This window comes from Actinomadura sp. NBRC 104425 (assembly GCF_030269545.1).
In the GTDB taxonomy this organism is placed as follows: domain Bacteria; phylum Actinomycetota; class Actinomycetes; order Streptosporangiales; family Streptosporangiaceae; genus Spirillospora; species Spirillospora keratinilytica.
In genome coordinates this window covers 219,981-243,122 of record NZ_BSTN01000011.1, presented here as the reverse complement: position 1 = coordinate 243,122, position 23,142 = coordinate 219,981, and the positions used below count along the sequence as shown (strand labels likewise).

21 protein-coding genes and 2 tRNA genes are annotated in these 23,142 nt (G+C 73.3%); 14 read left to right on the top strand and 9 right to left on the bottom strand.

Features of this window, described 5'->3' with window-relative positions:
- Positions 1–263: transposase (locus QSK22_RS19070; RefSeq protein WP_285495570.1), on the top strand; the 263-nt coding region annotated here is incomplete at its 5' end.
- A gap of 292 nt (positions 264–555) precedes the next feature.
- Here QSK22_RS19070 and QSK22_RS19065 read toward each other — a convergent pair.
- A tRNA-Gly gene (locus QSK22_RS19065) sits at positions 556–626 on the bottom strand.
- Positions 627–798: 172 nt separating this feature from the next.
- Between QSK22_RS19065 and QSK22_RS19060 the strand changes: the two genes are divergently transcribed.
- The 4 genes from QSK22_RS19060 (at position 799) to QSK22_RS19045 (ending at position 3,922) form a co-directional block, all read left to right on the top strand.
- Positions 799–872: transfer RNA gene (locus QSK22_RS19060), tRNA-Pro, on the top strand.
- A gap of 109 nt (positions 873–981) precedes the next feature.
- Positions 982–1,836, top strand: coding sequence for an endo alpha-1,4 polygalactosaminidase (locus QSK22_RS19055; protein ID WP_352231459.1), 855 nt, complete (start codon positions 982–984; stop codon positions 1,834–1,836).
- Positions 1,837–1,945: 109 nt separating this feature from the next.
- The gene (locus QSK22_RS19050) at positions 1,946–2,983 is read left to right on the top strand and encodes a S66 peptidase family protein (RefSeq protein WP_285495569.1); all 1,038 of its coding nucleotides are present in this window, start codon (positions 1,946–1,948) and stop codon (positions 2,981–2,983) included.
- 222 nt (positions 2,984–3,205) lie between these two features.
- Entirely contained in the window at positions 3,206–3,922 is a 717-nt protein-coding gene (locus tag QSK22_RS19045; protein WP_285495568.1) for a ferritin-like domain-containing protein, read from the top strand.
- A 45-nt stretch (positions 3,923–3,967) separates the two neighbouring features.
- Here QSK22_RS19045 and QSK22_RS19040 read toward each other — a convergent pair whose 3' ends face one another.
- Positions 3,968–4,726, bottom strand: coding sequence for a hypothetical protein (locus tag QSK22_RS19040; RefSeq protein WP_285495567.1), 759 nt, complete (start codon positions 4,724–4,726; stop codon positions 3,968–3,970).
- A gap of 272 nt (positions 4,727–4,998) precedes the next feature.
- Between QSK22_RS19040 and QSK22_RS19035 the strand changes: the two genes are divergently transcribed.
- The gene (locus QSK22_RS19035; protein ID WP_285495566.1) at positions 4,999–6,474 is read left to right on the top strand and encodes a carbon-nitrogen hydrolase family protein; all 1,476 of its coding nucleotides are present in this window, start codon (positions 4,999–5,001) and stop codon (positions 6,472–6,474) included.
- 25 nt (positions 6,475–6,499) lie between these two features.
- Here the strand turns inward: QSK22_RS19035 and QSK22_RS19030 are convergent, their stop codons facing one another.
- Complete coding sequence (locus QSK22_RS19030; protein WP_285495565.1) at positions 6,500–7,297, bottom strand: IPT/TIG domain-containing protein; 798 nt, start codon at positions 7,295–7,297, stop codon at positions 6,500–6,502.
- A gap of 249 nt (positions 7,298–7,546) precedes the next feature.
- On the opposite strand from QSK22_RS19030, the gene QSK22_RS19025 reads away from it, so the two are divergent.
- From QSK22_RS19025 to QSK22_RS19000, 6 genes are all read left to right on the top strand, one after another.
- Complete coding sequence (locus QSK22_RS19025; RefSeq protein WP_285495564.1) at positions 7,547–9,271, top strand: ExeM/NucH family extracellular endonuclease; 1,725 nt, start codon at positions 7,547–7,549, stop codon at positions 9,269–9,271.
- Between the two features lie 109 nt (positions 9,272–9,380).
- Entirely contained in the window at positions 9,381–9,662 is a 282-nt protein-coding gene (locus QSK22_RS19020) for a hypothetical protein (RefSeq protein WP_285495563.1), read from the top strand.
- 48 nt (positions 9,663–9,710) lie between these two features.
- Complete coding sequence (locus QSK22_RS19015) at positions 9,711–10,718, top strand: LLM class flavin-dependent oxidoreductase (protein WP_285495562.1); 1,008 nt, start codon at positions 9,711–9,713, stop codon at positions 10,716–10,718.
- A 44-nt stretch (positions 10,719–10,762) separates the two neighbouring features.
- On the top strand, positions 10,763–12,190 hold the full coding sequence (locus QSK22_RS19010) for an aldehyde dehydrogenase family protein (protein WP_285495561.1): 1,428 nt from the start codon (positions 10,763–10,765) through the stop codon (positions 12,188–12,190).
- A 218-nt stretch (positions 12,191–12,408) separates the two neighbouring features.
- On the top strand, positions 12,409–13,275 hold the full coding sequence (locus tag QSK22_RS19005; protein WP_285495560.1) for an SRPBCC family protein: 867 nt from the start codon (positions 12,409–12,411) through the stop codon (positions 13,273–13,275).
- A gap of 95 nt (positions 13,276–13,370) precedes the next feature.
- A complete protein-coding gene (locus QSK22_RS19000) occupies positions 13,371–14,309 on the top strand; it encodes an SRPBCC family protein (protein WP_285495559.1) in 939 nt (312 codons plus the stop codon).
- A 24-nt stretch (positions 14,310–14,333) separates the two neighbouring features.
- On the opposite strand, the gene QSK22_RS18995 is transcribed toward QSK22_RS19000, so the two are convergent.
- The 3 genes from QSK22_RS18995 to QSK22_RS18985 form a co-directional block, all read right to left on the bottom strand.
- Positions 14,334–15,824, bottom strand: a complete 1,491-nt coding sequence (locus tag QSK22_RS18995; RefSeq protein WP_285495580.1) for a carboxyl transferase domain-containing protein — start codon at positions 15,822–15,824, stop codon at positions 14,334–14,336.
- Positions 15,825–15,932: 108 nt separating this feature from the next.
- The gene (locus QSK22_RS18990) at positions 15,933–17,321 is read right to left on the bottom strand and encodes a sensor histidine kinase (protein WP_285495558.1); all 1,389 of its coding nucleotides are present in this window, start codon (positions 17,319–17,321) and stop codon (positions 15,933–15,935) included.
- A gap of 230 nt (positions 17,322–17,551) precedes the next feature.
- Entirely contained in the window at positions 17,552–18,082 is a 531-nt protein-coding gene (locus QSK22_RS18985) for an NADPH-dependent FMN reductase (protein WP_285495557.1), read from the bottom strand.
- Between the two features lie 394 nt (positions 18,083–18,476).
- Between QSK22_RS18985 and QSK22_RS18980 the strand changes: the two genes are divergently transcribed.
- Positions 18,477–19,967 carry a serine/threonine-protein kinase gene (locus QSK22_RS18980; RefSeq protein ID WP_285495556.1) on the top strand — a complete coding sequence of 497 codons (1,491 nt, stop codon included), beginning with the start codon at positions 18,477–18,479 and terminating at the stop codon, positions 19,965–19,967.
- Between the two features lie 39 nt (positions 19,968–20,006).
- Here QSK22_RS18980 and QSK22_RS18975 read toward each other — a convergent pair whose 3' ends face one another.
- Positions 20,007–21,122 carry a PP2C family protein-serine/threonine phosphatase gene (locus QSK22_RS18975; RefSeq protein WP_285495555.1) on the bottom strand — a complete coding sequence of 372 codons (1,116 nt, stop codon included), beginning with the start codon at positions 21,120–21,122 and terminating at the stop codon, positions 20,007–20,009.
- A gap of 263 nt (positions 21,123–21,385) precedes the next feature.
- Here QSK22_RS18975 and QSK22_RS18970 point away from each other — a divergent pair, with 263 nt between their 5' ends.
- Complete coding sequence (locus QSK22_RS18970; RefSeq protein ID WP_285495554.1) at positions 21,386–21,607, top strand: hypothetical protein; 222 nt, start codon at positions 21,386–21,388, stop codon at positions 21,605–21,607.
- 10 nt (positions 21,608–21,617) lie between these two features.
- Here the strand turns inward: QSK22_RS18970 and QSK22_RS18965 are convergent, their stop codons facing one another.
- Both QSK22_RS18965 and QSK22_RS18960 read right to left on the bottom strand, forming a co-directional pair.
- Entirely contained in the window at positions 21,618–22,094 is a 477-nt protein-coding gene (locus tag QSK22_RS18965) for a ribose-5-phosphate isomerase (protein WP_285495553.1), read from the bottom strand.
- 80 nt (positions 22,095–22,174) lie between these two features.
- Positions 22,175–23,116: an ATP-binding protein gene (locus QSK22_RS18960; RefSeq protein WP_285495579.1), complete on the bottom strand. Its 942-nt coding sequence runs from the start codon at positions 23,114–23,116 to the stop codon at positions 22,175–22,177.
- Positions 23,117–23,142 lie beyond the last annotated feature (26 nt).

The following is a 23,142-nucleotide window of genomic DNA, read 5'->3' as shown; positions in this document are numbered from 1 at the left end:
GCCAGATCTGGCGGCAGATCTGGTCGAACAACCCGCAGGAGCGGCTGAACAAGGAGATCCGGCGGCGCACCGACGTGGTCGGGATCTTCCCCGACCGCACCGCGATCCTCCGCCTCGTCGGCGCCGTGTTGATGGAGCAGACCGACGAGTGGACCGAGGGCCGCCGCTACATGGGCCTGGAGTTCCTCGCCAAAGCCAGACTGCGCGTCATCGACGGCACCGCACAAGACCCCGAGGACGACAACCGAGAACTCACCGCTTAACCTGCAGCAACAGGATCACGCGGAGGCCGACTCATACACCACTCCGCTGGACGTGACCTCGACGCGGGCCGCGCTGATCTACCAACACGCCAGTCAGGATCGAGACAAGCTCATCGCTGATGCGCTCGGGGCCGCACTGAAGGCAGCCCGCGCCGGCGACTCGCCGGGCAAGCGTCAGAGGGGCACGCGACGGCGATCGGGCACGCAACGGGCACGAAAGCAAAAACGATCTTGAGATGAAAGCAAGGCCCAGGTGGAGAACTTCGGCTCTCACCTGGGCCTTTGTCGTGGGAGCGGGCGACGGGAATCGAACCCGCGTAGCCAGTTTGGAAGACTGGGGCTCTACCATTGAGCTACGCCCGCGGGCAGGCCGGTGAGGCAGGGCCTCATGGCCGCCATCCCGTAGGGTACAGGCTTTCCGGGGCGGCCGTGACCGGTGGTGGGCGGTGCGACCGCTTCGGGGCGAGCGCGCGGGGCTGATCGGCACTAGACTGCACGCGTCGCCGCTTGGAGCGTTGTCCTCCTCGGTGATGGACGGGCTGTGGCGCAGTTTGGTAGCGCACCGGCTTTGGGTGCCGGGGGCCGTGGGTTCAAATCCCGCCAGCCCGACAAGAAGTGCGCGCCTGGGGCGGGCCGTCGCCCGCCTGCGGCCTGAACGTCCGTGCGGGGGCAGGCGAGGCGGATGTTGCCGGGGCGTCCGGCCGTTTTGCGTTGATCGGTGGAGTGGGCCGGAGGCTCCTCGGGGTGTCGATATAACTACGGGGTGTTCTCCTCGTCTGGGCGTGTTCGGCTGGTTGGGATCGTTCTTCTGCTGCTGGCGGGCTCGGCCGGGTGTTCGGCGGCGCCGGAAAGGCCGGAGCGGGGGCGTGCGGCACGGTGGGCGCCGTCGCCCGGGACCGCGTGGGAGTGGCAGCTGAAGAGTCCCGTCGATACGAGCGTGGACGTGCCCGTTTACGACATCGACGGGTTCGAGAACAGTGCGGACGTCGTGCGGGAGCTGCACAGAAAAGGGCGCCGGGTCATCTGTTACGTCAATGTGGGGGCCGCCGAATCGTTCCGCCCCGACTACGGGCGCTTTCCGCGGCAGGTGCTGGGCAAAGGGAACGGCTGGGAAGGGGAACGCTGGCTGGACATCCGGCGTACCGACGTGCTCGTCCCCATCATGGCCCGGCGCTTCGACATGTGCCGCGACAAGGGGTTCGACGCCGTGGAACCCGATCTTGTGGACGGCTACGCGTCCGACACGGGGTTCGCGCTCACCGGCGCCGACCAGCTGCGCTACAACCGGATCATCGCGAAACTGGCGCACGAGCGCGGCCTGTCGGTCGGCCTGAAGAACGACCTGCCGCAGATTCCGGAACTGGTCGGCGACTTCGACTTCGCCGTGAACGAGCAGTGCGCGCAGTTCGACGAATGCGATCGGCTGGCCCCGTTCGTCCGCGCGGGCAAGGCCGTCCTGCACGTCGAATACGAGTTGCCGCCGTCGGACTTCTGCGAGCAGAGCCGCCGTCTCGGGCTCAGTTCGATGCGCAAGCGCCTGGATCTCGACCGGTGGCGGGAGCCCTGCGCCTAACCGGTCGAAAGCGGTGTCCGACATGCGGAGACCTGTTCATGGCGGCTGCGCCGCAGGCGCCGGCTGCATAATCCTCTGATCGGCCGGGTGCTTTCGGCGAGGAGGGGTCATGGCCGGATTCCGCGGTGGATTGTCCCGCCGGAATGTGCTCGGGGCGGGGGCGGTCACGTCCGGGGGGCTGCTGGTGCCGGGTCCGCCGGCGCGGGCGGCGGCCGGGCGGGCCGTGCGGCCGCCGATGCTGCGGCCCGGGGATCGGGTGCGGGTGGTGTCGCCGGGGAGCACGCCCGATCCGGCGCTGGTCGAACGGGGCGTGGAGATCCTGCAGAGCTGGGGCCTGACGGTCGAGCTGGGCGGCCACGTGTTCGACCGGTACGGCTACCTGGCGGGACGGGACGAGCACCGGCTCGCCGACCTGCAGGAGGCGCTCGACGATCCGAGCGTGCGGGGCGTGTTCGCCGCGCGCGGCGGATACGGGACGCAGCGGATCGTCGACCGGCTCGATCTGCGGGGCGTGCGGCGCCGTCCGAAAGTGGTCGTGGGGTTCAGCGACATCACCAGTCTGCAGGCGCGGCTGTGGCGGGCCGCCCGGCTGGTCACCTTCCAGGGGCCCATGGTGGCCTGGGACGACGACCGCACCGGGCCGGAGTCGGCGGAGGCGCTGCGGGCGGCCGTGATGACGACGCGTCCGGTGGAGCTCACCCGCGATCCGGCGGAGACGTCCGCGGCGGTCATGGTGCCGGGGCGGGCGCGGGGGCCGCTGCTCGGCGGCAACCTGTCACTGCTGGACGCGGCGGTCGGCGCGGGCGACCTGCCCGTGCTGCGCGGCGCGGTGTTCTTCTTCGAAGAGGTCGACGAGGCGCCGTACCGGATGGACCGGATGCTGACGCACCTGCGCCGGGCGGGTGCGCTCAGCGGAGTACGGGCCGTCGTGATCGGGCAGATCACCGACAGCGTCGCCGAACCGGGCGAGTGGGACGCCGTGGGCGTCCTGCGGGACCGGCTCGACGACCTGGGCGTGCCGGTGCTGGGCGGGCTGCGGCTGGGGCACGGCCGCGGGCAGCTGACCGTGCCGCTCGGTGCGCGGGCCGCCGTCGACGCGTCGGCGGGCACGCTGACCGTGGAGCCCGGCGTCACCGACGACCGGTAGCGTCCCCCGGCGCGAGCCAGCATTTGGTCTGGCCCGTGGATGGGCTCGTCGGAGCAGGGCCCGAGCCGTCGGCCCCTGAACACGCCGCCGAGGCGCCCTCCCCCGCCGTCGGGCGTCGCCTACATCCTTCGACGATCTCCGCAAATCGCACACAACTTCTCGACGGAACATCCCGATCACACCGTTTGGGTGGGATCAGATCGTCCGAGACGAGGAGCGTGCATGACCCCCATGGACGGCACGAGGGTGCGGGGCGCGGCGGACCCGTTCGCGCGCTGGCGCGAAGAGTTCGAGCGGGAGGCGCAGCGGCGGCGACGGCGGCCCGACCCGCCCTGGGAGCGCGGGGCTCGGCTGCATCCGGCGGTGGTGCGCAGCGTCCAGCGGTTCCAGGTGGGCGAGGACGGCGACGGCGCCAACCTGATCGCCAAGGCGGGCGGCGGCGACTACGGCGCGGCGGTGCGGTTGTTCGTGGCGGAGGAGCGCGAGCATGCGCGGCTGCTGGGCGCGCTGCTGCGGGCGGCCGGCGCCGCGACGATCTGCGGGCACTGGAGCGACACGGTGTTCGTGCGGGTGCGGCGCGCGTTCGGCCTGCGGCTGGAACTGCTGGTGCTGATGATCGCCGAGGTCGTCGCGCTCGGCTACTACCGGGCGCTGCGCGACGGGACGACCGACCCGCTCACCACCGAGGTCGCCGGGCGCCTGCTGGACGACGAGCGCCGCCACGTCCCGTTCCACTGCGACCGGCTGCGTTCGGCCCTGCCGCGGGCGGGGCGGACGGCGTTGATCTTCGGCTGGCAGGCGGCCGTCGCGGTGACTGCGGCCGTGGTGGCCGCCGACCACGGGCGGGCGCTGCGCGTCCTCGGCCTGACCCGCCGCCGCTTCGTCCGCGACGTGCTGGCCGAGGCCGAGCAGGCCGCGGCGACGCTGCGCCGGCGCTGACGTGCCGCCCGCGCCGTCGGCGCGGGCGGCTTGCGCACGCCGGTTTCAGCGCTGCCCGCGGCCGGGGCGGGACGGGTCGGTGTCCTGCCGACCGCGCGGTTCGGCGTCGCGGCCGTGGCGGAGGGGGACGCGGGCGGACGGACGGTCGAGCGGGTCGAGCGCGTCGAGCGGGTCGAGCGCGTCGACGGCGACGCGGGACGGACGGTCCTCGGCGGCGCGCTCCTGGGGCCCCTCGACCAGGGCGGTGTCGGGCAGCAGGCCGACGCTCTCCAGGTACTGGCGGCCGCGCGGGGTGAGGTCCCAGGCGTTGTGGCGCCACTCCTTGCGCCGCCACACCACGCCCGCCGACAGCAGGCGGCGGCCCACCCTGCTGATCTCGGTCTCGTCGGTGCCGAGCTCGGCGGCCAGCTGCTTGTTGGAGATGCCCCGGCGGCGGGCGACGGCGACCAGGAAGCGCGCCGCGTGCCCGTCGGGGTGCAGGCTCAGCTGGAGCCCGGACGGCAGGCGGCGCAGCGCCCACTGCACGCAGTCGATGAGGCCGAGGATGCGGCCGCGGCGTTCCCGCTGGTCGCCGTCCAGGTTGGGGACGTCCAGGTAGCCGCGGTGCAGCCACTGCAGACCGTCCTGCACCTCGACGAGGGTCGCCTCGTCGGCGCTGAGCGATGCGTCGGTGATGATCATGCCGAGGGCGCTGAACTGGCCCTCGCTGATGACCTTGGCCTGCCCCATCGCGTCGAGCAGGTGCCTGGCCTGGCTGCGGCGATCCCGCCCTGCCGCGGGACCGCCGCCCGGAAAGTCCGCCATCGCTCCCCCAAGGTCGTCGTCGATGGTCTCGGTGCGACTCTCTCCAGGGTGCGCCCATGCCAAGTGAATGTCAAGTGACGATTTCGGCGGCTTCGTCCACCCCCGCATCACGGCGAATGCGCAGGTCGGACACGTTTTGCGGAGAAGGGCCGAGCACGGCGGCGAACATTGCGGCCACGTTCTGTATCAGATGCCACTGAAAGGCCGTGCACACTGGAGTTAGCATCGGGCGCACACCCGTAATCCCTCCTGTCAACCCCCCGGGGGCGCATATGACGGATCAGCCGGCGGCGCCTGCCCAGCCGGCCCACCCCGCCGATCCTGCCGACCTTTTCGTCACGCTGTACGACGCGCTTCCCGACGGGCTTTTCGACGGGTGGACGGTGACCGGATGGTCCAGCGATCCCGACGTCGTCCGCCAGGCCACCGAGCTCTCCGAGACCGTGCTGGACCGGGGCGAGCTGCCGCCCGAGACCACCGAGGAGATCATCTCCCGGTACGGCCACCGCGGCCGGTTCACCCTGCTGCTGGGGCTCGACATCGCCCTGGCGCACGCCAACCCGTACGGCCCGTACCACGGCAGCCCCGCGATGACCGCGGTGCTCGTCCGGTACCTGACCGAGGGGCGGTTCAACAGCGAGGCGACCGACGGGGCGCTGCTGCCGCGCTGCGCCTACCCGGGCAGGCCGCGCGGGCGCCGCGCCAAGGACGAGTTCTTCGGCGTGCACCGCGTCCCGGCCGAGTACTGGGACGGCGTGGAGCACGAGGTGCTCCCGGCCGCCCACGACGCCCACTTCCCCAGGGACCGCCCGGTGACGGTCGGGTGCGCCCCGCTGCTGGAGACGTTCGACGACATCGACATCTCGTTCGAGAAGCGGTTCGGCGTGACGGTCTACCGGCTGCGCCCGGTCGACTCCCCGGGGTTGCGCACCCGCATCAAGACCGTCCTGCGGCGGCTGGACGAGGCGGGCGCGCAGATCGCGGTGCTGCCGGAGGCGTCCCTCAACGACACGCTGCTGGAGCACTGGAAGGAGGCCGCGTTCGACACCGCCGGACGCGACCGCGACGCGCACCCGCTGCGCTACCTGCTGCTCGGCAGCGGCCCACTGGGCTCGACCGAGCCGCCGCCCAACCGCGCCGTCCTGCTGGACCGGTGGACGGGGCGCGAGCTGCTCGTGCAGGACAAGCGGTCGGGCTTCACCCTGGACGCGCGGCAGATGCGCGAGTGGCGGCTGCCGCACGCGCCCGCCGAGGGCGTCGCCGACGAGTACATCACCCCCGGCTCCACGGTCCGGGTGCTGGACTGCTCGCTGGGCAGGCTCGCCGTGCTGATCTGCGAGGACCTCAGCCGCTCCATCACCTGGGACCGCGAGCTGCGCGCCTGCGGCGTGTCGCACCTGTTCGTGCCGATCTTCTCCAAGCCGATCCTGCCGTTCCGGTGGGAGCAGCAGGGCGCCGAACGCCAGGTCACCCTGCTCGGCAGCTGGGTGGCGGTCGCCAACAGCCTGGTGGTCGGCGCCGCCATCCCCGAGACCGAGATCCCCCGGCCGCGGTACACCTGCCTGGTGGCGGGGCCGCGCGATCTGGCGCGCGCCTCCTACGGCATGCAGATCCAGTTCGGGAGCGCCGAGACGGGCGACGAGCTGGGCCTGGTGGAGTCCGGCGACGGCGAGGGCGCGCTGCCGAGGGTCTTCCCGGGTGCGGTCTACAACATGTGGCACGACCACTGGCCGCGCGGCAAACGCTGAGCCCGGGGCGCCGCGCCCCGGGGCCTCATTCGACGGTGAAGTCGGCGGGGCTGACCGCGGTCCCGTCCGGCGTGGTGACGACGAGCCGTCCGCTGGTCGCGCCGGGCGGGACGACGACGCGCAGCCCGGTGTCGGTCACGTCCGTCGCGGGGGCGTCGGCCGTGCCGAACCGCACCGACGACGCCGCCGCCAGCCCGACGCCGCGGATCGTCACCAGGCGGCCGGCCGCGCCCGAGGGCGGCTCCACCGCGTCGATCTGCGGGCGCAGCGCCCGGTCGCGTCCCTGCTGCGGGGGCGACAGCAGTGTGGCGAACACGGCGCGCAGCTTCTCGGCCGTCTCGCGGGAGAACAGGCCGACCAGCGCGGCCACGGCGGTGATGCCGTAGGGGTTGAGGTCGGCGGCGGTGCCCGCCGGGGCGGTCAGGCCGCCGCGCAGCACCAGGTAGACCATGAGTCCGAACGCGGCGCCGATGAACGGCAGGCACAGGTACATCAGCAGCCAGCTGCGGCGCAGCGACCGGTTGCCGACGTACCAGTACAGCGAGCGCAGCGCGTGCACGGTGGCGCCGATCGCCCCGGCGGCGGCCACGATGACGAACAGGCTCGTCTCGCGGGAGATGCGCGGGTCCCAGCCGAACAGGTGGACGCGCACGGTCTCGGCGGGCGGCCGGGTGCCGCCGTCGGGCGCCGCCTCGGGCGCGGGCGGCCAGGCCTGGACGAGCACCACGCCCAGCGCGGCCATCAGCAGCAGCAGGAAGAGCGCCGTGACCAGGATGTCGCGAAGACGTGCGTGCCCGGTTCCGACCGGCGACTGCCCGCTCATCCCCGGCGCTCCCTTTCCCGCTGGCATATCGACTCAGTGTGGCTGCGCGTTCGCGCGGGTGCACGGCATTTCGGCGGGACGATCATGTTCCCTCCCGGCGAAATGGCGGCGCGGCCGGGGCGTGTGCTTCTCCCGAACCGTCCGCCGAATCACAATGAAGACCACCGAAGCCGACGATCCATTACAAATTGGTAGAGGGTTAACACAGGGTTCTTCCAGGGCGTGACCCGCATGCCTACGCTCGCGCGCATGCTCGAAACCCCCACAGCCCGCGCGGCCGCGGCGGTGTCGGCCGCCCTGCTCGCCGGGGGCCTCGTCGCGCTCGGCGCGCCCGGCGCCCAGGCGGCCCCGGGCGACGCCGACTGCACGACCCCCGCCGACCACAAGATCTCGCAGGTGCAGGGGTCCGGCGACAGCACCCCGCTGGCCGGTGCGACCGTGCGGGTGGAGGGCGTCGTCACCGGCGACTTCCAGCGCGGCGACCAGCTCGGCGGGTTCTACCTGCAGGACCCGGTGCCCGACGGCGACCCCGCCACCTCCGAGGGCCTGTTCGCCTACGCGGGCACGTCCGTGGCGGACGTGAAGGTGGGCGACCGCGTGTTCGTCACCGGCCGGGCCGTGGAGTACAACGGGCTGACCGAGCTGTCGTCCGTCGCCTCGGTGGACGTGTGCGGCACCGGGACCGTCGCGCCCACCGCCTACGATCTGGCGCGGGGCGACGGCACCCGGCTGGAGCACCTGGAGAACATGCTCGTCACGTTCCCCGGCAGGCTCACCGCCACCGAGCACTACCAGCTCGGCCGCTACGGCGAGGTGGCGGTCTCGGCGGGCGGGCGCCTGTACCAGCCGACCGACCGGCCGGGCGTGACGCAGGCGGGCAACGACCGGCGGCGCCTGCTGGTCGACGACGGCTCGAACGTCCAGAACCCCGCAACGGTCCCGTTCACCTCGCCGCAGGCGCTGCGGCTCGGCGACACCGTCAGCGGGCTGACCGGCGTGCTGACCTACGGGTTCGGCACGTACCGGCTGCAGCCGACGCGGCCCGTGGCGTTCCGCCGCGACAACCCGCGCCCGGCCGCCCCGGGCCCGGTGGGCGCCGCCAACGTCAAGGTGGCGTCGTTCAACACCCTCAACTGGTTCACCACGCTCGGCCAGCGCGGCGCCGGCACCGCGCAGGAGCAGGAGCGCCAGCTCGCCAAGCTGGTCGCCGCGCTCAAGGGCCTGGACGCCGACGTGGTCGGGCTGATGGAGGTCGAGAACAACGGCGACACCGCCGTCAAGGCGCTGGTGGACCGGCTCAACGCCGCCGTCGGGGCGGGCACCTACTCCTGGGTGCGCCATCCCGACCCGGGCACCGACGCCATCCACGTCGCACTGATCTACCGTCCCGCCAAGGTCCGACCGGTGGGCAAGCCCGTCTCCGTCCAGGACGAGGTGTTCGAGCGGCCCCCGCTGGCGCAGACGTTCCGGCGGGTGCGGGGCGGCGAGCCGTTCACCGTGATCGTCAACCACTTCAAGTCCAAGAGCTGCGGTGAGGCGACCGGGCCCGACGCCGACCAAGGCGACGGGCAGGGCTGCTGGAACGCCCGGCGCGTCCGGCAGGCGAAGGCGGTCGCCGCGCTGGCCCGGACCGTCCCGCACCCGCTGGTGATCGGCGACCTGAACTCCTACGGCGCGGAGGACCCGGTCAAGACACTGCGGGCCGCCGGGCTGGCGAGCCAGACCGAGCGCTTCGTCCCGGCGGCACGCCGCTACAGCTACGTCTACGACGGCCAGGCCGGCGAGCTCGACCACGTGCTGGCGGGCCGGTCGCTGGCCCGGCGGGTCACCGGTGCGACGATCTGGCACATCAACTCCGACGAGGCGACCATCCTCGACTACAACACCGAGTACAACCCGCCGTCGCTGTACCGGCCGGACGCGTTCCGGTCGTCCGACCACGATCCCGTCCTGATCGGGTTGCGGATGCACTGACCGGCGTCCGCCTCGGCCGGGGGCCCGCCGCGGCGGCGGGGCCCTGGCCGAGCGTTTGCTCGGGGCGTATGATCCCGGTCACATCCGCCTATGTGATCGGACGGTCGTCATGGCTACTGCCGCCTCCCCGCGGCTCGGGTTCGGGATCGGACCGGACGGGACGTACACGCGCGGCGGGCAGGTCCTCGCGTTCGTGCTCGGCGTGTGGGCGATGCTGGCGTTCCTGCCGCTGGTGTTCGCCGGGGCCGTCCTGTACACGCGGGCCGAGGAGCGGTTCGCCGAGGACCCCGAGCGCGCACGCCGCCTGGTGACGTGGTCGTGGCTGTGCGTGTCGGTGCTGCCGCCGGCGGCGGCCGCGATCGGCGCCGGCGTGTACCTGGCGTTCGCCTGAGCGGACGCGTCGGGAAGAGGACGGGCCCCTCGCCGGTTGGCACGGAACATGAGTGTGCCTCCGTTCTCGGTCCTCGACCTCGCCCCCGTCGCCAGCGGCTCCACGTCCGCGCAGGCGCTGCGCAACACCCTCGACCTGGCCCGGCACGCCGAGGCGCTCGGCTACCACCGGTACTGGCTGGCCGAGCACCACAACATGCCCGGCATCGCCAGCTCCGCGACGGCGGTGCTGATCGGGCAGGTGGCGGCGGCGACCGAGCGGATGCGGATCGGCTCGGGCGGGGTCATGCTGCCCAACCACGCGCCGATGGTGGTCGCCGAGCAGTTCGGGACGCTGGAGGCCCTGTATCCGGGGCGCATCGACCTCGGCCTCGGCCGGGCGCCGGGCACCGACCAGGCCACGGCCCGCGCGCTGCGCCGCTCCCCCGACGCCCTGTCGGTGGACGACTTCCCCGAGCAGGTCGCCGAGCTGCGCGGCTACTTCCACCCCGACAGCTCCGTCACCCCGGCGGCGGGCAACGAGCCGCCCGTGTGGCTGCTGGGCTCCAGCGGGTACAGCGCCCGGCTGGCGGGGCTGCTGGGGCTGCCGTTCGCGTTCGCCCACCACTTCAGCGCCGAGAACACGCTGCCCGCGCTGCACCTGTACCGCGAGTCGTTCCGCCCGTCGCCGGCGCTGGAGCGGCCGTACGCGATGATCGCGGTGTCGGTGACCGCGGCGGAGAGCGACGAGCGCGCCCGCGAGCTGGCCGCTCCGCAGGCGCTGTCGTTCCTGCGGCTGCGGCAGGGGCGTCCCGGGCCGCTGCCCACCCCGGAGGAGGCGGCGGCGCACCCGTACACGCCGCTGGAGCGGGAGATCATCCGGGCGCGGATGGACTCCCAGGTCGTCGGCGGCCCGGACACGGTGCGCCGGCAGATGGACGCGCTGATCGAGCAGACGGCCGCCGACGAGGTCATGGTCACCACGCAGGTGTACGACCACGCCGACCGCGTGCGCTCCTACGAGCTGCTGGCCGAGCTGTACGGGCTGCGGACGGAGGCGGTGGCGTCGGCGCGCTGACCGCCGGACTGACCGGCGGGGGGCGGCGCGGATAGCGTGAGGTTATGGACGTGACACCATTCTGGCTGGCCGGTCGGCCCGCGACCGGTGACGAGGAGCTGACCGTTACCCACCCCTATGACGGGCGCGTGGTGGGCGCCGCCGCCGTCCCGACGCCGGCGCAGGTCGAGGAGGCGGTCGCCGCGGCCGACGCGGTGCGGGCGGCGGCCGCGGCGCTGCCGCTGCACGTGCGGGCCGAGGCCCTGGCGCACGTGTCGCGGCGGCTGGCCGAGCGCGCCGACGAGATCGCCCGGCTGATCACCGGGGAGAACGGCAAGCCGCTGATGTGGGCGCGGACCGAAGTGGCGCGGGCGGTGTCGACGTTCCGGTTCGCCGCCGAGGAGACCCGCCGCTGGAGCGGCACCGTCCAGCGGCTGGACACCGACCCCGCCGCGGCCGGCCGGATGGCCTACATCTCCCGGGTGCCGCGCGGGCCCGTGCTGGGCATCGCGCCGTTCAACTTCCCGCTCAACCTGACCGCGCACAAGGTCGCTCCGGCGATCGCGGTGGGCGCGCCGATCGTGGTCAAGCCCGCCCCGGCCACCCCGCTGTCGGCGCTGCTGCTCGGGGAGCTGCTGGCCGAGACCGACCTGCCCGCCGGTATGTTCTCCGTGCTGCCGGTGCCCAACGACCGCGCCGGCGACCTGGTGGACGACCCGCGGCTGCCGGTCGTGTCGTTCACCGGGTCGGTGCCGGTCGGCTGGGCGATCCGCGACCGGGTGCCGCGCAAGCACGTCACGCTGGAACTCGGCGGCAACGGCGCCGCGGTGGTGCTGCCGGACGCCGACCTGGACTGGGCCGCGTCCCGCATCGCCCTGTTCTCCAACTACCAGGCGGGGCAGAGCTGCATAGCCGTGCAGCGCGTGTACGTCGACCGGTCGGTGCAGGAGGAGTTCCTGCCCAAGCTGGTGGCCGCGGTCGAGGGCCTGGTCACCGGCGACCCGTGGGACGAGGCGACCCAGGTCGGGCCGCTGGTCAGCGAGGACGCCGCGCGGCGGGTGGCGGACTGGGTGGACGAGGCGGTCGCCGCGGGCGCCCGCGTGCTGGCCGGAGGCACCCGGGAGGGCGCCGCCTACGCCCCCACCGTGCTGGCCGACGTGCCCGCGGACGCCAAGGTGGCCCGCGACGAGGTGTTCGGGCCGGTGCTGCTGGTGCAGCCGGTGGACGGGGTCGACGAGGCGTTCAAGCTGGTCAACGACTCGGCGTTCGGGCTGCAGGCGGGCGTGTTCACCCGCAGCCTGGACGTCGCCTTCCGCGCGCACCGCGAGCTGGAGGTCGGCGGCGTGGTGATCGGCGACGTGCCGTCCTACCGGGCCGACCAGATGCCGTACGGGGGCGTCAAGGACTCGGGGGTGGGCCGGGAGGGCCTGCGGTCGGCCATGGCCGACTACACCGAGGAAAAGGTCATGGTGCTGACCGGCCTGCCGCTGTGACCGTGCCCGGCCGCGCGGCGGACGAGGCGGCCGGCGGGGGCGCTCCCGCCGGCCCCGGCCGCCCGTGACCGTCCCCTCCCCCGTGCCGCTTTTAAGGGGTTTTTGCTTTCACGCACCGAAAGCGGAATGCACCTGGCCCGCCGGCGAAGTTGTTGTTTCGCCCCATATGTCCGGGGTAGTGCGGGCACAAGCCGTCGTTCAGGCGAGGTGCAGGACACATGAGGTTTCGGACGGGACTGGTCGCAGGCGTCGCGGTGTATCTCGGCGCCCGCGCCGTGGCGGCGGCGGTCCGCAGGGTGGAGCCGGGATGGCGGCTGACGCGGGCGCTGACCACGCGGTTGGACGCCAAAGTGGACCGCGCGGTGCGCAAGTTGACGGCGAAGGCCGAGCACGGCGGCCCGGTGCTGAAGGGGGCGCTGGCGGGTGCGCGGGCGCTGGCCGAGGGCAGGTCGGTGGCGCGCGCCGCGGTGAGCGCGGTGTGGACCGTGGTCAAGGAGACGCTCAAGGGGATCTTCGGCGACGGCAAGAAGGTCAAGGTGACCAACATCGTCGAGCAGATCGACATCGGCGCACCGCGCCGCATGGTCTACGACCAGTGGACCCGGTTCGAGGACTTCCCGTCCTTCATGAAGAAGGTCATCAGCGTCAACCAGGAAAGCGACGAGAAGCTCACCTGGACCGCACAGATCTTCTGGTCCACACGAAGCTGGGAATCCACCATCACCCAGCAGACACCCGACGAAAAAATCGTCTGGCAATCCAAAGGCGCCAAAGGCCACGTCGACGGCAGCATCACCTTCCACGAACTCGCACCCGACATGACCCGCGTCCTCGTCAACCTCGAATACCACCCCAAAGGCTTCTTCGAGAAAACCGCCAACCTCTGGCGCGCCCAAGGACGCCGCACCCGCCTCGAACTCAAACAATTCCGCCGCCACCTCACCAACCACGTCCTCACCCACCCCGAAGAACTCCACGGATGGCGCGGCGAAATCCGCGACGGCCAGGTCGTCGGCGAGCACGGGGGCGGTGTCCGGACGGTCACGCAGGCATCGACGAGTCAGGCGGAGGTCTACGCATCATGAAACTGCCCAAGAGGACGACCCGGCTGGTGATGGGACGGCTCGCCAAACGGCTTCCGATCGGCGGCAAGCAGTCGCCGGTGGACCGGGTCACCGACATGCTGACCGCGGGCGGGGGCAAGATACCGATCCCCGTCAACCGGACGACAGGCGCCGCCGCAGGGGCGCTGCTCGGGGTCGCGGCCTCGGTCGCGGCCGCGCGGGTGATCGGCCGCCTGCAGCGTGAGAAGGAGGGCGGCGCGGCGGGCGCGGCCGGTTCCGCGGCGAAGTCGGCGGTGTCCACGGCCAAGTCCGCGGTCTCCTCCGCCGCGCAAGAGGCACCGGCCGAGACCGGGCGGACCGCCGGCGGCGAGACCGGGGCAGCCGGCGGCGGGCCGAAGGAGCGCAAGGGCCTGCTGGACAAGGTCACCGGACGCGGCGGACGCGGCGGCGGCAAGAAGGTCAAGGTGACCAACATCGTCGAGCAGATCGACATCGGCGCACCGCGCCGCATGGTCTACGACCAGTGGACCCGGTTCGAGGACTTCCCGTCCTTCATGAAGAAGGTCATCAGCGTCAACCAGGAAAGCGACGAGAAGCTCACCTGGACCGCACAGATCTTCTGGTCCACACGAAGCTGGGAATCCACCATCACCCAGCAGACACCCGACGAAAAAATCGTCTGGCAATCCAAAGGCGCCAAAGGCCACGTCGACGGCAGCATCACCTTCCACGAACTCGCACCCGACATGACCCGCGTCCTCGTCAACCTCGAATACCACCCCAAAGGCTTCTTCGAGAAAACCGCCAACCTCTGGCGCGCCCAAGGACGCCGCACCCGCCTCGAACTCAAACAATTCCGCCGCCACCTCACCAACCACGTCCTCACCCACCCCGAAGAACTCCACGGATGGCGCGGCGAAATCCGCGACAGCGAGGTTGTGGTGAGCCACGAGGAGGCGGTCGGCGCGCAGGGCGAGAAGAAGCCGGCCGGGGAGGAGCCGCGCCGCGAGCGTGCGGAGGAGCGCGCCGAGCGGCGCGAGCACGAGAAGGTCTGAGCCCCGCGACGCGGCCCGCGGCGGTCAGCCCGTCCGGCCGAGCCGGCGGTGGCGGGCCGCACGGGCGGCCTGGTCGGCGGCGGGCAGGTTCGCCAGCTCGTGTTCGAGGACGACGGCCAGCCGCGTGCAGAACGCCCCGGGTTCGTCGGCGGCGTCGGGGCGCTCGGCGACGACCGCGTCGACGATGCCGTCACGCAGCAGGTCGGCGGAGCGCACGCCCTGCGCCGCGGCCATCTCGGCCGCCCGGGCGGTGGTGCGGTGCACGATCGCCGAGGCGCCCTCGGGCGGCAGCGGCGACAGCCAGGCGTGCCGTGCGCACAGCACCCGGTCGGCGGGCATCAGCGCCAGCGCCGCTCCCCCGCTGCCCTCGCCGAGCAGCAGGCACAGCGTGGGCGCGGCGAGCGTGATCAACTCGGCCAGGCAGCGGGCGATCTCCCCGGCCAGGCCGCGCTCCTCCGCCTCGGCCGACAGCACCGCTCCGGGGGTGTCCACCACGGTCAGCAACGGCAGGCCCAGCTCGGCGGCCAGGCGCATGCCGCGGCGGGCGACGCGCAGCCCGGCGGGCCCGAGCGGATGGCCGGAGCGCTGGCTGACCCGGTCCTGGCCCACGACCACGCAGGGCGCCGAGCCGAAGCGGGCGAGTGCGAGCAGCAGCCCGGGGTCGGCCTCGCCCTCGCCCGTCCCCGACAGCGGCGTCACGTCGGACGCGCCGTGGCGCAGCAGGTCGCGGACGCCGGGCCGCTCCGGACGACGCGAGCGGGAGATCGACTCCCAGGCGGGCACGTCCGGCGGTTGCTCGAAGTACGCCGCCAGGGACTGCGGGGCGGGCGGCGGCGTGCGCGGCGCGGGGGCACCGCACAGCACGTTCAGCGCGCGGGAGGTGCTGTCGGCCAGCTCGTCGATGCCGACGACGGCGTCCACCAGCCCCTTGGCGGCCAGGTTCTCGGCGACCTGCACGCCGTCGGGGAACGGTTCGCCGCGCAGCGCCCGGTGGACGCGCGGCCCGAGGAAGCCGATCAGCGCGCCCGGCTCGGCGGCGGTGACGTGCCCGAGCGAGCCCCAGGACGCCAGCACCCCGCCGGTGGTGGGATGCCGCAGGTAGACCAGGTAGGGCAGCCCGGCCGCGCGGTGCGCCATGACGGCGGCGGCGATCCGGGCCATCTGCACGAACGCGACCGTGCCCTCCTGCATGCGGGTGCCGCCGGACGACGGCGCGGCCAGCAGCGGCAGCCGTTCGCGGGTCGCGCGTTCCACGGCGGCGACGATCCGGTCGGCGGTGGCCACGCCGATCGACCCGGCGAGGAAGCCGAACTCCGACACCACGAACGCCACGCGCCGTCCGCGCAGCCGTCCCTCGCCGGTGATGACGGCCTCGTCGCAGCCACTGCGCTCGCGGGCGGCCGCCAGCTCCCGCGCATAGGGCGAGCCGGGTTCGGCCACGGGGGCCGGCGGCCGGTCCCAGCAGACCCAGCTGCCGGGGTCGAGGACGCGGGCGACCAGCGCCGCGGCCCGCATGCCGCGCCGCGCGCCGCCCGACGACCGCTCCGCCGGTGCCGCTCCGGGGGAACGGGACGGTCGTGATCGCGGCCCGCCGTTCATGTCCCCGAGCGTAGCGGGGCGGCCTCAGCGCTCGTGGGGACGGGCCAGGGGAAGGTGGAGCTGGAGGCAGGCGCCCAGGTCGCTGTCGACCACGTTCAGGCTGCCGCCGTGCACGATCGCGATGTCGCGGGAGATCGGCAGGCCGAGGCCGGTGCCGCCGTGCTCGCGCCGCCGGGCCCCGCCGAGCCGCTGGAAGCGCAGGAACACCCGCTCGCGGTCCTCGGGGGCGATGCCGGGTCCGTCGTCGAGGACCTCCAGTTCGGCGATGCGCGGTTCGATGGCGCGCACCCGCACCCACACCCGGGAGCGGGCGTAGTGCTCGGCGTTGTCCAGCAGGTTGACCAGCAGCCGGCGCAGGTGGTCGGGGCTGCCCAGCACCACCACGCCCGGCTCGGCCGACAGCTCGATGGGCACCTCGCCGCGCCCCCGCGCCAGCTCCTCGCGGGCCAGCTCCCCCAGGTCGACCGGGCGGCGCTCCATCTGCACGCCCGCCTCCAGGCGGGCCATGAGCAGCAGGTCGGCGACGATGCGCTGCAGCCGGTCGGCGTCGTCCAGGGCGGCGCGCGCCACGGCGGGCCACTGCTCGTCCTCGGGGTTCTCCAGCGCGTCCTCCAGCTGCGCCCGCAGGCCGGTCAGCGGGCTGCGCAGCTCGTGCGAGACGTCCGCGGTGAACGCGCGCTGCCGCTCCACCGTCCGCTGCAGCCGCATCAGCGCCAGGTTGATCTCCTCGCCCAGTTCGGCGATCTCGTCGTGGCCGCCCGGCACCGACACCCGCCCGTACGGCTCGCCGCCGCTGATCGCGGCGAGCTCGGCGCTCATCGCCCGCATCGGCGACAGCGCCCGCCGCACCGCGGTCCACACCAGCCAGGCCATCGCCGCCATGAACAGCGGAACGCCCGCGCCCAGGGAGACCGCGAGCAGCCGCTGGACGGCCGTGTAGTTGTACTCGGGCACCCCGGCGTAGACGGTGCGCCATCCGGCGTGCGCCCGCACCCGCGTGGCCGAGACGTAGACCTTGTGGTGGATCCCGCGGACGCTCAGCAGCTCGCTCACGACCTCCCCGGGGCGGGAGGGATGCAGTTCGGAGATCGGCGGGTATCCGGCCAGGGGCGCGCTGGAGGCCAGCACCCGGTCCTGGTCGTCCACCGACTGCAGCAGGTTGAACCCGTCGTCCTGCGTCCGCAGCACGTCCTCGCCCCGGGGGTCGTGCAGGCGGACGAAGGCGGACAGGTCGTAGAGGGCCTCGCGGCCGCGCTGGTTCAGCTGGTCCTGCAGCGTCCAGCGCAGCATCAGGTAGAAGCCGACCAGGGCGAGCGCCAGCAGGCAGCCCATGATGACGGTCACCGCGACCGTCACCCGCGTCCGCAGCGACCACTCCGACGGGGGCGGGCAGCGCAGTCGGCGACGTGGCATGCGCGGCGCCCTCCCGTCCCCGACCGCCTACGACTGGTTGCGTCGACGGTTCCCGAGGGCCGGGGGGCCTGCCGAAACGGGAAAACCGAACGATCAGCAGGTCCGGTTATAACCGAGGGGCAGCGGGGCGAAACCTGCCCGCCCGGCTTGTGCTGCGCGGTCTGCGGATGCGCCGTGACCTGCGGGGACGCGGCCGGTGACCGGGACAGGCCGTGCCAACACCGCCCCGGTCACCGGACAGTCCCCGCCGCTGGAGCGCCCCGGACGGCGGGGACGACCTGCCCGGCCCACTCCGCCAGCACGGCGTCGGGGGCGATGAGCTGTTCCTCCGGCAGCGCCAGCCCCGGTGTCGGGACCGTCGCGCCCAGCTCTACGAGCAGGGGTCGCAGGTGGACCTCCACGGCCAGCGCGTGCTGCGGCGCGCCCACCACCAGCAGCGGCAGCGCGGTCTTGCCGGCCAGCGCCCGGTACGGCAGCAGGTCGAGGAAGGCCTTGAGCAGCCCGGTGTAGGTGCCCTTGTAGGTGGGGGAGGCGACCAGCAGCAGATCGGACGCGCGGACGCGGTCGAGCGCGTCGGTCACGACCTGCGGCGCGGGGTCCTCCAGCAGCGCCGGGCCGAGGGCCGACAGGTCGACGACGTCCGGGGCGTCGGGCAGCCCGGCCGCCTCGGCCACGGCGCGTGCGGCGGCGGCCGCCGCGGTCGCGGTGCGGGAGGCGGGACGGGGGTTGCCGACGATGACCGTGAAGCTCACGTCCGTCATCCTGGCGCCGATTCCCTATAAAGTCAATGGGTATTGCATGATTTGCGCCAAGCGTTCAGCGGTCCACCGTCTGAGCTGGGAAGACACGGGTGAACAGATCGATGCCCGCGCGGACGATACCTCCCACCCCTGGGGTGCCGTCCGCGCGGACATCGCCTTCGGTGCCGCCAACCGGCGCCTCGCGCGCCGAGGAGGATCCGGCGAGGCCGGCCGGTTGCCGATCCGGGAACTACTGTGCCCGACGTTCGTGCACTCAGTGCTACATCAAGGTGACGATCACGTTTCCACCCGCGTTTGCGCGGACGTCCCCCCGCGATCGGGTATCCGGCACCATACTTGGACGCAATCGGGGAAGTCCGGAATGCAGGTCTCGAAAGGGGTCACGAGGTACGGCATGGACGCGCACGCAACCGGCACCCCGCACGCAACCGGCACCCCGCACACAACCGGCACCCCGCACGCGACCGGCACCCCGCACGCGACCGGCACCCCGCACGCGACCGGCACCCCGGCCGACGACCTGGGCCCCCTGGAGTCCGACGACCCCCGGGAGGTGGGCGGATATCCGCTGCTCGGTCGGATCGGCTCGGGCGGCATGGGCACCGTCTACCTGGGCCGCGATCCGGACTCCGGCCGACGGGTGGCGGTCAAGACCATCCATCCCCATCTGGCCGCGCAGCCGTCCTACCGGCGCCGGTTCCGCGACGAGGCCGTCCTGGCCGGACGGGTCGCCTCGTTCTGCACCGCGCGGGTGCTGGCGCACGGCGAGGAGGACGGCCGCCCGTACATCGTCAGCGAGTACGTCGGCGGCATGTCGCTGCAGCACCGGGTCACCGCGGGCGGGCCGCTGCCGCCCGGCGACCTGCACGGCGTGGCCGTGGGCGTGGCGTCGGCGCTGGCCGCCATCCACGCGGCGGGCCTGGTGCACCGCGACCTCAAGCCCGCCAACGTGATGCTCACCCTGTCCGGCTGCCGGGTCATCGACTTCGGCATCGCCCGCGCGCAGGACTCGTCCACGGTCACCACCGGCGGCACCGTGCTCGGCACGCCCGGCTGGATGGCGCCCGAGGTGCTGTCCGGCGGCGCCGCCACACCGGCCGCCGACGTGTTCGCCTGGGGCTGCCTGATCGTGTACGCGGGGACGGGCCGGCCCCCGTTCGGCGAGGGCCAGCCCACCGAGGTCGCCCTGCGCGTGATGCGCGAGGAGCCCGACCTGTCGCAGCTGCCCCCGGCACTGGAGCCGGTGGTGCGCGCCGCCCTGGCCAAGGACCCGTCCCTGCGGCCGCCGACCGCCGACCTGATGCTCACGCTCGTCGGCCAGCCCGGCACGCCCGCCTCCCCCGCCGCGGGCCGGCCGAAGTCGGGCGGGGCGGCGCCTTCGCTGCTGCCGCCGCCTTTCTCCGCGGTGGACGGGGCGGTGCCGCGGCCGCGTCCGGCCCCGGACGACGAGGGCCCCGACACCCAGGCGTTCGGCCTGATCCGGCACGTCGGCGCGCGGTCGACCGCCCGCGTCCGCATCCTCGCCGGGGCGGCGGCCGCCGCCGCGACCGTGCTGATCGGCGGGCTGTTCATGGGCCTGGGCGGCCAGGACCACGACGTCACCCCCATGAACGCCCCCGGCACGTCGGTGACCGTCAGGCCCGCGCCCGCCGACCCGCCCGCGACCGGGCAGCAGGCCGGGCGGCAGGCCGCGCGGACGCCCACGCAGCGCCCGCACAAGGCGCTCAAGAGCGCCCGGCCGGCGGAGCCCCGCAAGACCGCCGGGCGCGACGGGCGCACGCGTGTCGCGGACGGGGACGCCGTGGACGGGCAGGCCAAGGGCAACGGCACCAAGGCCAGGGGCACGGGCCGGGGCGCGGTCGAAAGCGGCCGCCGCAACCCCTGACGGGGGGAACGCTCGGGGCGAGGAGAGGGCTCGGGGTTCTCAGTTGCGCCATATGACGACGAGCGCGCAGTCGTCGTCCCGCGCGGCGGCCATCGTCTGCACCAGCTCTTTGGCCCCCTTGCGGAAACCCTGCGGGACCAGGCGCTCGGCCTCGCCCAGCAGCCGGTCGATGCCCGCGTCGAGATCGCGGCCCGGCGACTCGACCAGGCCGTCGGTGTAGAGCAGCAGCGCGTCGCCGGGGCGCAGCGTGCCCTGCTCCGGCTCGCAGCGCAGGTCCGGGACGACGCCCAGCACCACCCCCTTGGCGGCGCTCACCCGCCAGGTGCCGGTACCGGAGTCGAACTGGACGGCCGGGGGATGCCCGGCCGACTCCACGGTGTACTCGCCGGTGGACAGGTCGAGGACCAGGTGGACGGCCGTGACGAAGCCCTCGTCCCAGCGCTGGCGGTGCAGGTAGTCGTTGCACGCGGGCAGGAACCGGTCGGTCTGGATCGATCCAAGCAGTCCTCCGAACGCGCCGGACAGCATCAGCGCCCGGGTGCCCGCGTCGGTGCCCTTGCCCGACACGTCCACCAGCGCCACCTCAAGGACGTCGCCGGTGCGCACGGACACCACGAAGTCGCCGCCGAACGACGAGCCGCCGGCCTGCAGCATCACCACCTGCGCCTCCCAGCCGGCCGGAAGCTCGGGCAGCTCGCCCTGGCGGCGCAGCCGGTCGCGCAGCTCCAGCAGCATCGAGTCGCCGCGCAGGCCCTGCACGCCGAGCTGCTGGCGGGTGCGGGCCAGGGTGAGCGCCAGCACCGCCGTGATCAGCAGGGTGGCGATCGTACCGGGGCCGACCTCGGCCGGGTCGTCCACGGCGTTGTAGGCGGTCATGGCCACGACCACCGCCAGCAGCGCGACCAGGGTGCGCACCTTGAGCAGCAGCCCGCCGGCGACCACGGTCAGCACCAGGGCGGCGGGCGGCGCCCACGCCCGCGACTCGGTGGCGGCGACGCCGAGCACGATCGCCAGCACGGCCAGGGCCGTGAACACGTAGCGTTCACGGACGGCCTTGCCCCGCCGCAGCCACCCGTAGATCCGCACGAGCAGCGGAATCCGCCGCAGGAAGGCGCGGACTCCCGGCGGAAGCAGCTGGACCAGACGTTGAAGCATCTCCGGCACTGTATCTGGCATCGGGCGGTGCCGACGGACATCCGCACCATGGACGACCTGTTACAACGGTCCAGATCGGCACTTGACGGATCCGGCGTGTCCCCGATCACGCTCGGTGATCATCGGACCCGGGTCTTGCCGGGCGCCCCGCCGCATGGTGTCCAATGGTGTCCATCGCGCGGGGGACGCCCCGCGCACGGCGGCGCGGCAGAGCACGGCCCCACTGCCGGTTCGGACGCGTCGCGCGGCTCCGGGAGGTGGACGTGGCCCTGCCCAACATGCGGATCACGATCGACGCGGCGATGCGGGCACGCGACGTGTCCCGGCCCGCGCCGGACGACGAGGGCCCGGGCGGCCCGCCGGACCGGGCGGCGGCCGCGGGAGGCGCGGCCGCCGCCGCAGACGCGGCCAGGAGGTCGCGGGCGTCCAAGAACGAACGCCGCCGCCTCGGCAAACGCGGCGGCGGCGGACGCAAGCCCCGGTGAGCGGCCCGGGTCAGCTCTCCACGGAGATCGGCGGCAGCTGGCCGGTGCGCTCGTAGTCGCTCAGCATCCGGATCCGCCGGGTGTGCCGCTCGTCCTGCGAGTACGGGGTCTCCAGGAACAGGCGCACGAACCGGGTGGCGGTCTCCAGGTCGTGCTGGCGTGCGCCGATGCTGATCACGTTGGCGTCGTTGTGCTCGCGGGCGAGGCGGGCGGTGTCGTCGTTCCAGACCAGGGCGGCCCGCACGCCCTTGACCTTGTTGGCGGCCATCTGCTCGCCGTTGCCGGAGCCGCCGATGACGATGCCCAGCGTCCCCGGCTCGGCGGCGGTGCGCTCGGCGGCCCTCAGCACGAACGGCGGATAGTCGTCGACGGCGTCGTAGACGAACGCCCCGCAGTCGACGGGCTCGTGACCGTTGGCTGAAAGCCAGGCGACCAGGTGCTCCTTCAGTTCGAAGCCGGCATGGTCGCATCCAAGAAACACGCGCATGGGCGCAATTCTCGCAGGCCGCCGCGGTGCCGCCGACTCCGCCCCCGAGCAAGGCGGGCCGCCGCCGAGGGGGCGGCGGGCTAGCGGGCGGCCGCCAGGCTGAAGCCCGGGTCGATCTGGGCCTCCAAGTCCTCGCCCACGGCGCGGTTGGCCCAGCTGCGGGCGTTTTTGACGTGGAACTCCACGGCCTGGCGCTGGTACTTGTCCCAGTCCTTGTCCCGGGCGTCGACCGCGGCGAGCATGCGGGCCAGGGCGCGCTCGTTGGCGACCTCCAGCGGCACGTCGTGGCGGCCCTGCTCCAGCGCGCGCACGGCGGCGGACTGGCCGAGCCAGGTGAGCAGGTCGTCGCCGACGTGCTCGCGCAGGTAGGCGACGTCGTCGTCGCCCTGCACCTTGTTGCCGACGACCGCGATGGCGACGTCGTAGTCGCGGGCGTACTCGGTGTACTGGCGGTAGACGCTCACGCCCTTGCGGGTGGGCTCGGCGACCAGGAACATCAGGTCGAAGCGGGTGAACAGCCCGGAGGCGAAGGTGTCGGCGCCCGCGGTCATGTCGACGACCACGTACTCGCCGGGCCCGTCGACCAAGTGGTTCAGGTAGAGCTCGACCGCCCCGGTCTTGGAGTGGTAGCAGGCCACGCCGAGGTCGTCCTCGGTGAACGCCCCGGTGGCCAGCAGCGTGACGCCGTCGACGTCCTCGCCCAGCGCGTGGACCGGGTCGTCGCCGCGCAGCCGCAGCAGCCGCGAGCCCGCGCCGGGCGGGGTCGTCTTGACCATCGCCGCGGTCGAGGAGATCCGCGGGTTGTCGCCGCGCAGGTACTCCTTGATCTGCGGCAGGTGGTCGCCCAGCGCCGAAATCTTGGCCGCCCGGCCCTCGTCCAGGCCCAGCGCCACGCCCAGGTGCTGGTTGATGTCGGCGTCGACGGCCACCACGGGCAGCCCGCGGTCGGCCAGGAACCGCACGAACAGCGAGGACAGGGTGGTCTTGCCGCTGCCGCCCTTGCCGACGAACGCTACCTTCACGTTCACCCCCGAATCGGATATGAAAA

Bases quoted from the DNA above. Each gene is read 5' to 3' on its own strand.
- QSK22_RS19050 (WP_285495569.1), top strand. From the start codon at position 1,946: ATGGCCGGATTCCGCGGTGGATTGTCCCGCCGGAATGTGCTCGGGGCG.
- QSK22_RS19045 (WP_285495568.1), top strand. From the start codon at position 3,206: ATGACCCCCATGGACGGCACGAGGGTGCGGGGCGCGGCGGACCCGTTC.
- QSK22_RS19040 (WP_285495567.1), bottom strand. From the start codon at position 4,726: ATGGCGGACTTTCCGGGCGGCGGTCCCGCGGCAGGGCGGGATCGCCGC.
- QSK22_RS19035 (WP_285495566.1), top strand. From the start codon at position 4,999: ATGACGGATCAGCCGGCGGCGCCTGCCCAGCCGGCCCACCCCGCCGAT.
- QSK22_RS19030 (WP_285495565.1), bottom strand. From the start codon at position 7,297: ATGAGCGGGCAGTCGCCGGTCGGAACCGGGCACGCACGTCTTCGCGAC.
- QSK22_RS19025 (WP_285495564.1), top strand. From the start codon at position 7,547: ATGCTCGAAACCCCCACAGCCCGCGCGGCCGCGGCGGTGTCGGCCGCC.
- QSK22_RS19020 (WP_285495563.1), top strand. From the start codon at position 9,381: ATGGCTACTGCCGCCTCCCCGCGGCTCGGGTTCGGGATCGGACCGGAC.
- QSK22_RS19015 (WP_285495562.1), top strand. From the start codon at position 9,711: ATGAGTGTGCCTCCGTTCTCGGTCCTCGACCTCGCCCCCGTCGCCAGC.
- QSK22_RS19010 (WP_285495561.1), top strand. From the start codon at position 10,763: ATGGACGTGACACCATTCTGGCTGGCCGGTCGGCCCGCGACCGGTGAC.
- QSK22_RS19005 (WP_285495560.1), top strand. From the start codon at position 12,409: ATGAGGTTTCGGACGGGACTGGTCGCAGGCGTCGCGGTGTATCTCGGC.
- QSK22_RS19000 (WP_285495559.1), top strand. From the start codon at position 13,371: ATGCTGACCGCGGGCGGGGGCAAGATACCGATCCCCGTCAACCGGACG.
- QSK22_RS18995 (WP_285495580.1), bottom strand. From the start codon at position 15,824: ATGCGGGCCGCGGCGCTGGTCGCCCGCGTCCTCGACCCCGGCAGCTGG.
- QSK22_RS18990 (WP_285495558.1), bottom strand. From the start codon at position 17,321: ATGCCACGTCGCCGACTGCGCTGCCCGCCCCCGTCGGAGTGGTCGCTG.
- QSK22_RS18985 (WP_285495557.1), bottom strand. From the start codon at position 18,082: ATGACGGACGTGAGCTTCACGGTCATCGTCGGCAACCCCCGTCCCGCC.
- QSK22_RS18980 (WP_285495556.1), top strand. From the start codon at position 18,477: ATGGACGCGCACGCAACCGGCACCCCGCACGCAACCGGCACCCCGCAC.
- QSK22_RS18975 (WP_285495555.1), bottom strand. From the start codon at position 21,122: ATGCTTCAACGTCTGGTCCAGCTGCTTCCGCCGGGAGTCCGCGCCTTC.
- QSK22_RS18965 (WP_285495553.1), bottom strand. From the start codon at position 22,094: ATGCGCGTGTTTCTTGGATGCGACCATGCCGGCTTCGAACTGAAGGAG.